The 13,529-nt window shown below is 64.5% G+C and carries 15 protein-coding genes; 10 read left to right on the forward strand and 5 right to left on the reverse strand.

From position 1 onward, the window contains the following. Positions 1-51 precede the first annotated feature (51 nt). Both DQ353_RS19380 and DQ353_RS19385 read right to left on the reverse strand, forming a co-directional pair. Positions 52-489 carry a VOC family protein gene (locus DQ353_RS19380; RefSeq protein WP_113764824.1) on the reverse strand — a complete coding sequence of 146 codons (438 nt, stop codon included), beginning with the start codon at positions 487-489 and terminating at the stop codon, positions 52-54. A gap of 135 nt (positions 490-624) precedes the next feature. Beyond that, positions 625-1,110, reverse strand: coding sequence for a hypothetical protein (locus DQ353_RS19385; protein ID WP_113764825.1), 486 nt, complete (start codon positions 1,108-1,110; stop codon positions 625-627). 63 nt (positions 1,111-1,173) lie between these two features. On the opposite strand from DQ353_RS19385, the gene DQ353_RS19390 reads away from it, so the two are divergent. After that, positions 1,174-1,614, forward strand: coding sequence for a MarR family winged helix-turn-helix transcriptional regulator (locus DQ353_RS19390; RefSeq protein WP_113764826.1), 441 nt, complete (start codon positions 1,174-1,176; stop codon positions 1,612-1,614). A gap of 15 nt (positions 1,615-1,629) precedes the next feature. On the opposite strand, the gene DQ353_RS19395 is transcribed toward DQ353_RS19390, so the two are convergent. Next, the gene (locus DQ353_RS19395) at positions 1,630-3,495 is read right to left on the reverse strand and encodes an MFS transporter (RefSeq protein WP_286166928.1); all 1,866 of its coding nucleotides are present in this window, start codon (positions 3,493-3,495) and stop codon (positions 1,630-1,632) included. Positions 3,496-3,661: 166 nt separating this feature from the next. Further along, positions 3,662-4,192 (reverse strand): dihydrofolate reductase family protein, encoded by a 531-nt coding sequence (locus DQ353_RS19400; RefSeq protein WP_113764827.1) that lies wholly within the window; start codon positions 4,190-4,192, stop codon positions 3,662-3,664. Positions 4,193-4,413: 221 nt separating this feature from the next. Here DQ353_RS19400 and DQ353_RS19405 point away from each other — a divergent pair, with 221 nt between their 5' ends. From DQ353_RS19405 to DQ353_RS19420, 4 genes are all read left to right on the forward strand, one after another. After that, positions 4,414-5,292 carry a class II glutamine amidotransferase gene (locus DQ353_RS19405; RefSeq protein WP_113764828.1) on the forward strand — a complete coding sequence of 293 codons (879 nt, stop codon included), beginning with the start codon at positions 4,414-4,416 and terminating at the stop codon, positions 5,290-5,292. 178 nt (positions 5,293-5,470) lie between these two features. Then, on the forward strand, positions 5,471-6,022 hold the full coding sequence (locus tag DQ353_RS19410) for a dihydrofolate reductase family protein (protein ID WP_181578513.1): 552 nt from the start codon (positions 5,471-5,473) through the stop codon (positions 6,020-6,022). Between the two features lie 141 nt (positions 6,023-6,163). After that, positions 6,164-6,547: a DUF3054 domain-containing protein gene (locus DQ353_RS19415; protein ID WP_113764830.1), complete on the forward strand. Its 384-nt coding sequence runs from the start codon at positions 6,164-6,166 to the stop codon at positions 6,545-6,547. Between the two features lie 57 nt (positions 6,548-6,604). After that, positions 6,605-6,883 (forward strand): Lrp/AsnC family transcriptional regulator, encoded by a 279-nt coding sequence (locus DQ353_RS19420; RefSeq protein WP_113764831.1) that lies wholly within the window; start codon positions 6,605-6,607, stop codon positions 6,881-6,883. Between the two features lie 442 nt (positions 6,884-7,325). Here the strand turns inward: DQ353_RS19420 and trpD are convergent, their stop codons facing one another. After that, positions 7,326-8,378, reverse strand: a complete 1,053-nt coding sequence (trpD, locus tag DQ353_RS19425) for an anthranilate phosphoribosyltransferase (RefSeq protein WP_113764832.1) — start codon at positions 8,376-8,378, stop codon at positions 7,326-7,328. Between the two features lie 146 nt (positions 8,379-8,524). Here trpD and ctaE point away from each other — a divergent pair, with 146 nt between their 5' ends. From ctaE to DQ353_RS19450, 5 genes are all read left to right on the forward strand, one after another. Further along, positions 8,525-9,163 carry an aa3-type cytochrome oxidase subunit III gene (gene ctaE, locus DQ353_RS19430; protein WP_071215042.1) on the forward strand — a complete coding sequence of 213 codons (639 nt, stop codon included), beginning with the start codon at positions 8,525-8,527 and terminating at the stop codon, positions 9,161-9,163. 66 nt (positions 9,164-9,229) lie between these two features. Beyond that, positions 9,230-10,018 carry a cytochrome bc1 complex diheme cytochrome c subunit gene (gene qcrC, locus DQ353_RS19435; protein ID WP_113764833.1) on the forward strand — a complete coding sequence of 263 codons (789 nt, stop codon included), beginning with the start codon at positions 9,230-9,232 and terminating at the stop codon, positions 10,016-10,018. A 69-nt stretch (positions 10,019-10,087) separates the two neighbouring features. After that, entirely contained in the window at positions 10,088-11,131 is a 1,044-nt protein-coding gene (gene qcrA, locus DQ353_RS19440; protein WP_113764834.1) for a cytochrome bc1 complex Rieske iron-sulfur subunit, read from the forward strand. A gap of 3 nt (positions 11,132-11,134) precedes the next feature. After that, entirely contained in the window at positions 11,135-12,811 is a 1,677-nt protein-coding gene (gene qcrB / locus DQ353_RS19445) for a cytochrome bc1 complex cytochrome b subunit (RefSeq protein ID WP_113764835.1), read from the forward strand. A 326-nt stretch (positions 12,812-13,137) separates the two neighbouring features. Continuing rightward, the gene (locus tag DQ353_RS19450; protein ID WP_113764836.1) at positions 13,138-13,419 is read left to right on the forward strand and encodes a VOC family protein; all 282 of its coding nucleotides are present in this window, start codon (positions 13,138-13,140) and stop codon (positions 13,417-13,419) included. The last annotated feature ends 110 nt before the right edge of the window (positions 13,420-13,529 follow it).

Raw genomic sequence — 13,529 nt, forward strand, 5'->3', positions numbered from 1 at the left:
GACGACACCACGGAGACAAGGACACGCCAAGGGAGCACCCGCGAGCCGGCGTCAGTGGATCCTTTCGGTCAGGGACACGATGATCCCCTCGGGTCCCCGCACATAGGCCATGCGCCAGTAATCCTCGTACTCGCCGACGCCGCCGACCAGTCCGTATCCCTGCGCTGCCAGCCGGTCGACCAGCGCCATGAGGTCATCGACCTCGAAGCACACGTTGCGCAGCCCCAACTCGTTGGGCATCGCGGTCGGGGACCCCGGCACGTGGTCGGGCCGGACGAAGCGCGCCAACTCCAGCCGAGCGCCGTCGGGCGACTGCAGCATGACGATCTCCGTGCGGGAATCGGGAATGCCGCACACCGTGTCCAGGAATTCCCCCTCGACGAACGTGCGGCCCTCGACCTCGAGACCGAGATCGACGAAGAACTTCGTTGCGGTGTCGAGGTCGGCGACGGTGATGCCGACGTGGTCGAAACGTTGTATCCGTGCCATGGGTTGAATCCTCCGGTGTTCGTCGCGTCGAAGCACTGTGGGTCATCATGTTATGCATCGGCGCGGCCCGCCGTCCACGGTTGTGGAGGCCTTGGTTTCCACGTCAGGAGTATGCGAAGCCCTCGGTTGGCGGGGTCACCGTGAGTCGTGCGGCATCGAGACCGCAGTACTCGGCACCAGGAGCATCTTCGCCCGGCGTCGCACCACCATGATGGCAGCCAGCCGATTGACGCCGAAGGACAACAGGATCAAGCCGGTGGCGTCGGCAAGATTTGCACCAAGCGCTCTCGCCAGGGCGAAGTTGCCCACGCGGATCGCGACGAACGCAGCCCACGGAACGAGCCCGATGCCCGTCAGGCGGTACTGCAGCCGCTCCGAGAGTGTGCGGAACCGGGTGACGTGGCCCATGGCGGTTCCGGTGACGGCGGCAAGCCCCAGCTCGGCGACGACCAGCCAGTCCCCCGCGACCCACCGGAACCCGCCCCACAGTTCGATCGCCAGGTAGGCGAGCCCGGCGGCAACCACCACGACCGGCATGCGCAGCATCCGCTTGAGCTCCCCGGAGCGCCAGATGAATTGCCTGGCGGTCAGCCACGCGATTGCGCCCCAGTTCCAGTTCATGTCCACCAAACTCCATCACTTGTGATGTTTTTTAAAACGTATCACAAGTGATTGAATGTGTATATGCGAGCAGCAGACCTACATCGATTGGCCCGAGCGGTGCGAGAAATCGCCCTGCTTTCCACCGAGAACACCGGCGAAGACCGGGTCAATGCCGGCGAGCTGGCAGTCCTCGAAGACATCGCCCGGAACCCGGGTGCCACCATTGGCGAGATCACCCGCCGGACCGGCCTTGCCCAGAGCCTTGTCTCACGGATCACGCGCGCGAAGGCAGAAGCCGGCGTCGTCGTCACCGCGGTGGACGACCTGGACCGACGCAAGATCCGCGTCGACCTCGACCCAGCGGCCCGCTCGCAGATCATCGACCGGGCCGGCAACACCATCACCGCTGCCCTTCGGGCGCAGACCCCATCGCTCGCACCGGCCGAGCGGAGCGCGCTCGAGCACCACCTGGCGGAGGCCGAGCGCCTGTTGCGCATCAACGCCGAACGGTCGAAACCATAGGTGCAGGCGCTTCACTCAGCGTCCGGTCCCGCCGGGGCCCCGGTGCCGGACGGCGTTGGGCGAGATCTCCGGATTCGGTTCCTGCGCCCCGGTCGGCGGCGTCGGTTCCGCCCCTCCCCGGGGCAAGGCGGACGGCACGTCGGCACCGGCGGATGCCTCGCCGAGAACATCGGCGTACGCGTACTTGCCCCCGCGCAACGCCGAGGCCACGGCCGCCACCAGGCAGGCCACGATGGCAAACCCGAACGCCACGGCCAGCCCGTCGGAAAACGGTCCGGAAATCAAGGCCGGGAAGAATCCCCGGCCCGTCAGATAGGCCGAGTCCGCCGGCGGGAGCTGCGCCAGCGCCGATGGCCCCAAGAGTGATTGGACCGGGTTGTATCCCAGCAGGGAGGCAAACAGCACCGAGACCGGCGGCAGGCCGGCAACCCGGTTCGCATCGGCAATGCCGACCCCGTGGGCGGTCAGCCCCGAGGCCAGGGTGCTCGGCAGGGCGCGCGCCAAGCCGGTGATCATCAACGAGAAGAAGATCCCGATGGACAGCACCATGGCCGAGTTCTGGAAGGTGGTGCTCATGCCCGCACCGACGCCGCGGCGGTTGGCGGGCAGGCTGTTCATGATTCCCGCGCGGTTCGGGGCGGCGAACAATCCCATGCCGATGCCGTTGAGCAGCAACGCCAGGGCAAAGGTCCAGTATCTGAAGTTCACCGGCAGCACCAACAGCCAACCAAAGCTCAGCGCGGCCACCATCATCCCGCCGGTGGCCAGCAGCCTGGCCCCGCGTTTGTCCGAGATCGCCCCGGACACCGGGCCGGCCACCAGGAAGCCCGCGGTCAGCGGCAGCATGTAGATCCCTGCCCAGAGCGGGGTCTCGGCGAATCCGTAGCCGTGGCGCGGAAGCCAGATGCCCGGGAGCCAGATGATCAGGATGAACATCAACCCGCCGCGCCCGATGGCAGAGAGCAGGCTCGCCAGGTTCCCGGCGGTGAACGCCCGAATCCGGAACAACGAGAGTTCAAACATGGGCTCGGCGACACGGTGTTCCACGACGATGAACACCACGAGCAGCAACGTGCCGCCAAGCAGCGCCCCCAGCACCCACGGATTCTCCCAGCCCATGGTGTGCCCGGCATAGGGCTGGATTCCGTCGGTGATCCCGACCAGCACGGCGACCAGCCCCGCCGCGAAGCTGACATTCCCCCACCAGTCGAGCCGGGCAGGTTCGCGGATTCCGTTGTCATGCAGCTTCAGGTAGGCTCGGACCGTTCCGAAGATGCCCACCGGAACCGACACCAGGAACACCAGGCGCCAATCGATCGGGCCCAGCAAGCCGCCGATGACCAGCCCCAGGAACGATCCGGCGATGCCGGCGACCTGGTTGAGCCCCAGGGCAAGGCCCCGCTGGTCCACGGGGAAGGCGTCGGTGATGATGGCGTTTGAGTTGGCGAAGAGCAGCGCCCCGCCCACGCCCTGCAGCACCCTCATGATGATCATCCAGTTCACGGCCGCCACTCCGTGCATCCAGGTCACCGCGAGCAGGATGGAGAACACCGTGAAGATGGCGAATCCCGCGTTGTACATCCGGACCCGGCCGTACGTGTCCCCCAGCCGGCCGAAGCTGACCACCAGCACCGCGGTGACCACCATGTACCCCATGATCAGCCACAACAGCAGGCTCGTGTTCCCAGGCTGGAGCGGATCGATGCCGACCCCGCGGAAGATGTCGGGCAGCGCGATCAGCAGGATCGACGCGTTGATCGAGGCCATGAGCACGCCCAGGGTGGTGTTCGACAGGACGATCCACTTGTAGCGTGGATTCTCGACGTTCTGGGTACGCCGGTTCGATGTGCGTTCGCCCGCTCGAACCTTGTCCTGAAACACTCTTGACGGCCCCTCTTCCAGATGACGGGGCAGGGGCGACCGGGCTCCGCTGTCACCATCCAACGCTAGTCCCGCCACCTGGAGATGAACCCAAGAATCACCTGTGCGATCCGCAACCGCTGCCCGGCCCGTGGGAGCGGGCGTCTGCGGACCGGCGTCCCGGTCCTCACCGGTGCACGCGGAAGCGCAGGTCAACGACGTCCGGACCGGAGGACAGGCCGATGCGCTCGAGCCGGAGCAGTGTTCCGCCCCGGTGTTCAAACATGCGCACGCCGTCGCCCGGCGGCACCGGCAACACGTGAACCAGGAGCTCGTCAGTGAGGCCCATGTCCATGCACCGTGCGGCGGTCTTTGCGCCGAACACCACGACGTCCTTCTCACCCGCCGCGAAGGATGCCAGCTCGAGGGCTGCGGCAAGCCCTTCCCGGACAAAGGTGAATCCGGCTGCTGCCGATTGCGGGTCTTCCCGGGTCGGGACGAACATCGGGCCGCCGAAGGCGCCACCATGTGGCCGCCCGGCTTCCGTGTGCGCCAGGGAATACGTGCGGCCTCCGATGTCCAACGCACCGATGCCCTGCACGATGTCATGTGCGGACGCCTCGGGCAGGGCATACCCGGCCATCCACCCCATGTCATCGCCGGGCCCGGCAATGAAACCATCCAGCGACATCGAAACATGCCACAGCACCTTGGCCATCGCTGCCGCTGCCTTTCCTGCCCCGCCAAATCTTTCCCGGATGGGGGGATCCCCCGCCGGATACCCGCAACGCAACCCTTCGGTCGCCCGCGGACAAGACCCCGGGCCGGCCTCGGCATCCGCTGCCCCTTGCCATGTCCGCCGCCGTCATCCAAGGTGGGGCAGGGGGACAAAGCGGCGGCAGCAAACGGGTCCCCGTCCATGAGCGGGAAGCAGGAATCATGTGTCGACTGTTTGGAATGCATGCCGGGATGGACCGGGCCAAGGCCACCTTTTGGCTGCTCCAGGCGCCCAACAGCCTGTCCCTGCAAAGCCATTACGAACCGGACGGCACCGGCATCGGCACCTTCGACGCCCGGGCGAGGGCCATGGTCAACAAGCAGCCGCTCACGGCCTGGCAGGACCGGGAATTCGCGGCCGAGGCCCGGCACCTGGAAAGCACGACGTTCCTGGCACATGTGCGCTACGCCAGCACCGGCGGACACACCCGGGTGAACACCCACCCGTTCGACCAGGACAACCGGCTCTTCGCCCACAACGGGGTGCTGGGCGGCCTGGCCATGCTCGAGGAGCGGCTCGACTCGCTCGGGACCCGGGAGCTGGTCCTGGGGCAAACCGACAGCGAACGGATGTTCGCATTGGTCACCGCGGAAATCAGGCTTGCCGACGGAGACATCGCGGTCGGCATCAGCGCTGCCGTGAACTGGATTGCGCAGAACCTGCCCGTCTACAGCTTGAACTTCATCCTCACCACCGCCACGGACCTGTGGGCCCTGCGCTATCCCGAGACCCACGAGCTCTACATCCTGGAGCGGCCGCCGGGTCCCGTGGCCGATGCCGAACCACTGGTCGCCCACAGCCACAGGATCCGCGCCCACAGCCAGGAACTGGCCACGCGGCGCGTCGTGATCGTGGCCACCGAAAAGATGACGGCACATCCGGATTGGCGGCCCATGGAACCGGGCGAATTGCTTCACGTCAACCAAGACCTGGCAATTGGCTCGCACCTTGCCTTCGGGCAACCCCCGCGCCGGATGATCAAGCTTGAACAGCTCGGCGCCGCGGCGGCCGCATCGCAACATCCCCGGGTGCCCGCATGAGCCGCGTGCCGAAAGCCGGAGACGCGCTGTCGCGGGACGTGCCCTGGGTCGTGCCGTGGGTCGTGCACGAAGGCCTGTTGCGGGCAATCCCCCGCGACGGGTTCCCATGCGGCCAGCCAGGTGGACGCCTTGTGGGTATCAGATGCGCGCTCGGCATCACCCAAGGAGGCGCTTCCCCATGCGACGGATCTCAATTCCACCTAATGCCACGCTCGACGGGGTCATCGGCAACCCGCAGGATTGGCCCGCCATGGAAGGCCCCGGCGGCGGGAGTGCCGGGTTCCAGCAAGAATTGATCGACCAATGCGATGCGGTCCTGTTTGGCAAGGACACCCATCTCAGCTTTGCCGGGGTTTGGCAGGGACGGTCGGGGGATCCGTTCACCGACCGCCTCAACGCCATGCGAAAACATGGGGCCTCCACGTCCCTGCCCCGGGCGAGTTGGGAGAACAGCGGCATCATCCGAGATTTTGTCCCCGGCGCCGTTGCCGCGCTCAAGGCCGAACCCGGGCAGGACATCCCCACCTACGGTTTCGGGCGTCTGGCCCGCACGCTGATGGACGACGGGTTCCTGGATGGGATCCGGTTGTGGATCCACCCGTTCTTCATCGGCCCCGGCTCCCAGCTCCTGCACGACCATGCACCGGCATCGCGGCGCCGGCTGAAGGATCCCCGGGCGATGGCCAACGGGAGCGTCATCCATTCCTACGGCGTCGAGCCCCGGGGGTAAGGAGCCGAGCCTGGCTCACTTCTTTGCTGGCGGTGTTCCGCTCCCCCGTGCCCGCTCCGGGCACCGCATGAGATCGTGTTTTGGCCCGCGCCACGGAGCCGAGTGACGAACCACCTGTTTTACCAGCGGTAGAATCGATGCATGACCTCTCGTAAGACCTGGATCGCGTATTTCGCGGTCGACGTGGTCCTCGTCCTGATCTTCGCCTTGAGCGGACGGGGTTCCCACCAGCAATCATTGACCGTCCTCGGAGTGCTGCAGACCGCCGCCCCGTTCCTGCTGGCATTGGCGGCGCTGACGTTGCTCTCGCGCCCCTGGATCAACCATTCGCGGATCTGGCCCACCGGCGTGCTGGTCTGGCTCGGCACCGTTGCCCTGGGCCTGGCGCTGCGTGTGCTGTTCGGCGCCACGGCCGCCGTGCCGTTCATCATCGTGGCAACGATTGTGCTCGGGGTGTTCCTGCTGGGCCGCCGTGTCGTCACCTCGCTCGTTGCGCGCCGCCGCGTGCGCAACCTCGCGTCCTGAACTAGGCTCAACGCAAGTTCGGGGAACCACCACCCATAACCATCTGGAGGTACCAACGTGGTCACTGCATTCGTCATGATCCAAACCGCTTCTGACAGCATCCCCGAGTGCGCCGAAAAGATTTCGGACATCGACGGCATTTCCGAGGTCTATTCGGTCGCCGGCGACTGGGACCTGATCGCCATCGCGCGGGTCCGCCACCACGAGGACCTGGCCGAGGTCATTGCCAACAAGCTGTCCAAGGTGCCCGGAATCACCGGCACCCAGACGCATATCGCGTTCCGCGCATATTCCAGCCACGATCTGGATGCGGCGTTCTCGCTCGGTCTCGAGTAGCCCCGAGGCGTCCACACGACGCAGCAACAACCAGGCGGGTGTCTCGCGGTCCCTCAACGGGGTCGCGAGACACCCGCCGTTGCGTTGACCACCAACCTTTGTGGCCGCGTGAAAGCCGTCCGGAGGGAACGGGGCCGGGCCGTTTGTGCGGTGTGGGCAACGGGCACAGAAACGATCTCCAAAATACTTCCGCGATGGCCCTTATGTTACGTGGGTTTCGCTTCGGACGCCCTGTCGAGGCCCCTTCTCGATCCATCGGGCCTTCTGCCGGGGCACGATCCGAAGGCGCTCCGCGGGGCCGCCAGCGTCCGCAAAACGGATCCCCGGGCCCGTGGGGGCCAAAGTGCCCCGGGGCCGCAGAAACAGCCCTGGCGCCCCTGCCGTCCCATGGGGATAGCCGGGGCGCCGGTACGCGTGCACGGGTACACGCAGGAAATTGAGCCTAGGCAGTCGCCTGGATCCACTTGTCCAGGACCTGGCGGGCGGAGCCTGAGTCGATCGACTCCGCCGCCCGGAGAACCGCCCGCTCAAGGCGCTCGGGCAAGGAGCCCGATCCGTCCGGGTCGAAGGCGACCAACCCGGCAGCGGCATTGAGCAGCACCGCGTCGCGCACCGGGCCCCGGGCCCCGTCGAGCACATCGCGCACCACCTGGGCGTTGTACTGGGCGTCGCCGCCGCGCAGGTCCTCGATCGTGACCCGCGGCATGCCGATGGCCTGCGCATCGAACCTCGTTTCCACGACGTTCCCGTCGCGGATCTCCCAGACCCGGTTCTCGGCCGTGGTGGTCAACTCGTCCAAACCGTCCTCACCGCGGAACACCAGGGCGCGCACGCCGCGGGCAGCCAGGACCCCGGCCATCAGTGGCGCCATGCGCAAGTCTGAGCAGCCGATGGCCGAAGCAGTCGGCTCGGAGGGGTTGGTCAACGGACCCATGAAGTTGAACGCGGTGGGCACGCCCAGCTCACGCCGCGGCACGGCGGCATTGCGCATCGAGGGATGGAAAAGATTGGCGAAGCAAAACGTGATGTTGGCCGCGTCCAGCACGTCGTGGAGGCGTTCGATCGGGACGTCCAGCCTCACGCCCAGCGCTTCCAGGACGTCGGCCGAACCCGACGAGGACGAGGACGCCCGGTTGCCGTGCTTGACGATCCGGGCGCCGGCGCCGGCGCAGACCATCGATGCCATGGTGGAGATGTTCACGGTGTTCTGTCGGTCACCTCCGGTGCCGACGATGTCCAGACATTCGCCCTCGACCGCCAGGGGCCTGGCGTTGGCGATCATCGCCTCGACCAGACCGGTGAGTTCGTCAACGGTTTCGCCCTTGGAGCGGAGCGCGACGAGGAAACCGGCTACTTGCGTATCGGTGGCATTGCCCGTCATCACCTCGCCCATGGCCCAATACGCTTGGTCCCGGTCCAGGTCGCCGCCGGCGATCAGGATTGAGAGAATTGTTGGCCATGTGGGGAACTTTTGCTTCGTTCGAATCGTTGACACGCCACAAGGTTATCTACGAATCGTAGAAAGTCTGAAATGTTAATCCCGCGTGTTTCCGCGGCTGTAGGCGTGAAGCGGTGAAATTTCCCGCCACGCGGGGCCCAATGCATTGGTGTCAGAGGGACTTTTATAGACATAATGGCTCTGTGACAACTGCGACTCATGCCCTAAATGCCCCGGCGCAAGCTGCGCCGAACCGTCCCAACATGGTGTCGGTAGGAACTGTCGTCTGGCTTGCCAGCGAGCTGATGTTCTTTGCCGCGCTTTTCGCCATGTACTTCACACTCCGTGCTGCATCGCCGGAGATGTGGGCGACCGAAACCGAGAAACTCAACGTTCCGTTCGCACTCGTTAACACGATCATCCTGGTCTCGAGCTCATTCTCCTGCCAGTTGGGTGTCTTCCGTGCCGAGGATCTTAAGCCTCGCCGCACCGGCGGACTGTTCAACTTGAAGGAATGGGGAATGGTGGAATGGTTCGTCCTGACCGTCATCCTCGGTGCCATCTTCGTTTCCGTGCAGGCCTACGAGTACACCGAACTGGTTGCTCACGGCATTGCCATGAACTCCAACGCCTACGGCTCCGTCTTCTACATGACCACCGGCTTCCACGGCTTGCACGTGGCTGGCGGCCTCATTGCCTTCATGATGATCATCGGACGTGCGCTCATTGCACGTAAGTTCGGTCACTACGAGGCAACCGGTGCGATCGTTGTGTCTTACTACTGGCACTTCGTCGACGTCGTGTGGATCGCACTGTTCGCGATCATCTACTTCCTGAAGTAGCGCAACCCACATCGTTGCCTACCAATGGCAACTCCCCGTTCTAAGAAATAAGTGAGGAACCAGCAAGTGAAGGCTCTTTCGCAAAGGCGCCGCCATCCACTCGCCGCCGTCGCACTGCTGTTGATGGGATTGCTCATCACTGGAGGCCTGTACATGGCCGCCGGCAGCGTCAACGAGGCCAAGGCGGCAACAGGATACAGCGCAAGTGACATCGAGGAAGGCAACAAGCTCTTCATCGCAAACTGCGCTACCTGCCACGGTTTGAATGCTGAAGGATCGGCTGACGGTCCTTCGCTGATTGGCGTTGGCGCCGCTGCAGTCGACTTCCAGGTCGGTACCGGCCGTATGCCGATGCAGATGCAGGGGCCGCAGGCTCAGGCCAAGCCGGTACAGTTCGATGACGCCCAGATCTCCCAGCTCTCCGCATTCGTGGCCAGCCTGGGCGCCGGACCGGCTATCCCGTCCGAAGACATGCTCGATACGTCCCATGGCAACTCCGCCGCGGGCGGTACGGTATTCCGCGTGAACTGCGCAATGTGTCACAACGCCGCCGCCGCTGGCGGCGCTCTAACGCGCGGCAAGTTTGCCCCGGCCCTGGCCGGCGTATCGGAAAAGCACATCTACGAGGCCATGATCACCGGTCCGCAGAACATGCCCGTCTTCAACGACTCGAACATCACCCCCGACGAGAAGCGTGATGTCATCACCTTCCTGAAGGAAAATGAATCCCAGGTTTCGCCGGGCGGAGCCAAGCTTGGCTCCCTTGGTCCGGTCGCTGAAGGTCTCTTCATCTGGACCGCTGGTTTGGGCATCATCATTGCCTTCACCATCTGGCTCACTTCGCGTCCTTCATAGGCCGCTGGCGGCTAGCGCTGCCACCATCACTACGTACTAATGAATCTTGAGAAAAGGATGAGAGACAACATGGGCGACCATAGTCACGGCAGTCCGGACGACTCGGGCACCGTTGCTAAGGCTGGCACGGGAACCCTGGATAAATTCCAGGACCCCGGCCTTCCGCCGCATCGGAAGCGCTTGGCAGATACCGACCCGCATGCAGAGAAGCGAGCAGAGCGTCAGGTAGCGCTGCTGTTCATCATCTCCATCATCGGAACACTGTCGTTCTTTATTGCTTACTTCGTTCTCGGACGTCCGGAAAACATCTCGGAAATCCGTGTTCAGAACGCGATGCTCGGCCTTGGCACCACATTTGCCATGCTCGGCATCGGTATCGGCATCGTTCACTGGGCCAAGACCCTGATGCCGGACCACGAAATCTCGGAGATGCGCCACGAGATCACCTCAGAGGCTGATCGCAAGGACGCCGAGGAAATCATCAACCAGGTGATCGAAGAGACCGGCATCAAGCGCCGTCCGCTCATTCGCAACACCCTCATTGGTGCCATTGCCTTGGCCCCGATCCCGGCCATCTTCATGTTCCGCGACCTCGACCGCACTGGCAAGAACGCCGGCGAAATGGTTGAGCAGCTGCGCCACACCATGTGGGACAAGGACGTTCGCCTCACCCGCGATCCCTCCGGAACCCCCATCAAGGCCTCGGACGTGCAGATCGGTTCGGTCTTCCACGTCATTCCCGAAGGCCTGGACGAGGCAGAAGACGTACTCAACGAAAAGGCCAAGGCCGTTGTTCTGTTGATGCGCCTGGATCCCGACAAGATGCACATCTCCGCAGGCCGCGAGGACTGGCACTACCAAGGCATCGTTGCCTACTCGAAGATCTGCACGCACGTCGGTTGCCCCGTTGCACTGTACGAGCAGCAGACGCACCACCTGCTGTGCCCGTGCCACCAGTCAACCTTCGACCTCACGCAGGAATGCAAGGTCATCTTCGGCCCGGCCGGACGCGCATTGCCACAGCTGCCAATCAAGGTTGACGCCAACGGCTTCCTGGTCGCCCAGAGCGACTTCCATGAGCCTGTTGGACCGAGCTACTGGGAGCGTGGCTAATCCATGAGCACCACTACTAACTACACTCCGAAGACCTCGACCGGAAGGATCGCCCACTTCGTCGACCAGCGTGTCGGCGGTTCGGGAATCGTCAAGGAATTCGGTCGCAAGATCTTCCCTGACCACTGGTCATTCATGTTCGGTGAGGTGGCGCTGTACACCTTCGTACTGCTGCTGATCTCGGGAACGTTCCTGACGTTCTTCTTCGACCCGTCGATGGCACACGTCATCTACAACGGTTCGTACAACCCGCTCCGGGGCATTGGCATGTCCGCCGCCTACTCCTCGACGTTGGACATCTCCTTCGACGTGCGTGGCGGCCTGTTCATGCGCCAGGTCCACCACTGGTCCGCGATCCTCTTCGTTGCGGCCGTGTCGGTCCACATGCTCCGCGTGTTCTTCACCGGTGCATTCCGCAAGCCCCGCGAACTGAACTGGGTTGTCGGCGGCGTGCTGCTGATCCTGGCAATGGCTGCGGGCTTCACCGGCTACTCGCTCCCCGATGACCTGCTCTCCGGCAACGGTCTGCGCATCATCGACGGCGTCGTGAAGTCCATCCCACTGGTCGGCACCTACATTTCCCTGTTCCTCTTTGGTGGGGAATTCCCGGGTACGCTGATTATTCCGCGCCTGTACTCGCTGCACATCATGATCGTTCCGGCGATCATCTTGCTGATGGTGGGAATCCACCTGTTCATGGTGGTCGTGCACAAGCACACCCAGTACCCCGGCCCGGGCCGCACCAACGACAATGTCGTTGGCTTCCCGGTCGGCCCCGTTTACGCAGCGAAGGCCGGCGGCTTCTTCTTCATCGTCTACGGCATCGTCGCGGCGATCTCCGGATTGCTGACGATCAACCCGGTCTGGAACTACGGGCCCTACGACCCGTCACCGGTTTCGGCCGGTACCCAGCCGGACTGGTACATCGGATTCGTCGATGGCGCCTTGCGCCTGATGCCCGGCGTACTGGGGAACTTCTCCTTCGAGTGGAACATCCCGTTCCCTTGGGGAGTCAACACGTTGAGCCTCAACGTCCTGATTCCGGCGCTTATCCCGGCCGGCATCATGTTCACGATCATGTTCGCATGGCCGTGGATCGAAAGCTGGGTCACCAAGGACAAGCGCGAACACCACCTGCTGGACCGCCCGCGCAACGCCCCGTTCCGTACGGGCATGGGTGTTGCCGGTGTCGTTTCATACTGCGTGATGTGGGCAGCTGCCTCCTCCGACTTGATCGCCACGCACTTCCACGTGTCGTTGAACGACGTCACCTACTGGCTGCGCGTGCTGTTCATCCTCGGCCCGATCCTCGGCTTCGTCGTTGCCCGCCGCATCGCACTGTCGCTGCAGCGCAAGGACCGCGAGATCGTCCTGCACGGTCGCGAGACCGGCGTCATCGAGATGTCCCCGGAAGGCACCTTCTCGGAGCGCCACGCGGACCTGGATGTGTACAAGCTTCACCAGCTGGTGAACTACGAAGACCGCAAGGTCATCCCCGCACAGCCGAACGCCGCCGGCCACATCAGCCGCAGCGAGAAGCGCCGCGGCGCCCTGTCGAAGTTCTTCTTCGAGGATCGCGTTGCCCCGGTGACGCCGTCCGAGTTGGCGGCACTGAAGGCAGAGCACGGGCACGGTCCGGCAGAAATCGAAGGTTCCTCCACGGAGTCCATCGAGAAGTAGCACCTGCCAGGATTCATTCCTGACCGCTGGGGTCCACCAATTGGTGGGCCCCAGCGTTGTTTAAGGCGCTCCCCCCAACTTTTGCTTGCCCGTTCAGGACGGATGCGTGCACATACACGGAGGGGCCCGCTCCCCCGCTTCGGGCCTGGTGTCGTTGGAGGCATCGGGATTCCCCCGGGGCGCATCGGGTCACCTGCGGCATCCACGGTGACAAGAGTGGGTGTGGGGCAACGTCCACGCCCCGCCCGGCGGTGGTCGCGGCCGGCCCCCGGGCCCGGACACTGCAGCCGCCGCCCGGGGCACCGGTACGAAATGGAAGAACGACCATGGAACAGGCAAGCCTCCGGTACATCGTTCACGACGTCGATGCCGCGATCGGCTTCTACGTCGGTGATCTTGGATTCGCCACCGTGATGCACCCGGCTCCGGGTTTCGCGATCCTTGAGCGCGGTGCCTTGAGGCTGCTGCTCAGCGCTCCCGGTTCCCGCGGGCCCGACGGGACTCCCGGTGGTGGTGGCCACGCCATGGCCGACGGGACGTTGCCCTCCCCCGGCGGCTGGAACCGGATCTCGTTGGAGGTCGGGAACGGGGTGTCAACGGCAGTTTGAAACTGCCCACTGGCGGCAACCGAAAGTGACCACTGGCGGCAGTCTCGCTGACCATGGGCGGCAATGCCATTGACCGCTGGCGGCAACGGTTTTGACCGGCCGTTCGGGGC

The organism is Arthrobacter sp. AQ5-05 (assembly GCF_003287975.1).
GTDB lineage: Bacteria > Actinomycetota > Actinomycetes > Actinomycetales > Micrococcaceae > Paeniglutamicibacter.

Excerpts from the sequence above, each read along its gene's own strand:
- DQ353_RS19380 (WP_113764824.1), bottom strand. The coding sequence starts at position 489 with ATGGCACGGATACAACGTTTCGACCACGTCGGCATCACCGTCGCCGAC.
- DQ353_RS19385 (WP_113764825.1), bottom strand. The coding sequence starts at position 1,110 with ATGAACTGGAACTGGGGCGCAATCGCGTGGCTGACCGCCAGGCAATTC.
- DQ353_RS19390 (WP_113764826.1), top strand. The coding sequence starts at position 1,174 with ATGCGAGCAGCAGACCTACATCGATTGGCCCGAGCGGTGCGAGAAATC.
- DQ353_RS19400 (WP_113764827.1), bottom strand. The coding sequence starts at position 4,192 with ATGGCCAAGGTGCTGTGGCATGTTTCGATGTCGCTGGATGGTTTCATT.
- DQ353_RS19405 (WP_113764828.1), top strand. The coding sequence starts at position 4,414 with ATGTGTCGACTGTTTGGAATGCATGCCGGGATGGACCGGGCCAAGGCC.
- DQ353_RS19410 (WP_181578513.1), top strand. The coding sequence starts at position 5,471 with ATGCGACGGATCTCAATTCCACCTAATGCCACGCTCGACGGGGTCATC.
- DQ353_RS19415 (WP_113764830.1), top strand. The coding sequence starts at position 6,164 with ATGACCTCTCGTAAGACCTGGATCGCGTATTTCGCGGTCGACGTGGTC.
- qcrA (WP_113764834.1), top strand. The coding sequence starts at position 10,088 with ATGGGCGACCATAGTCACGGCAGTCCGGACGACTCGGGCACCGTTGCT.
- qcrB (WP_113764835.1), top strand. The coding sequence starts at position 11,135 with ATGAGCACCACTACTAACTACACTCCGAAGACCTCGACCGGAAGGATC.
- DQ353_RS19450 (WP_113764836.1), top strand. The coding sequence starts at position 13,138 with ATGGAACAGGCAAGCCTCCGGTACATCGTTCACGACGTCGATGCCGCG.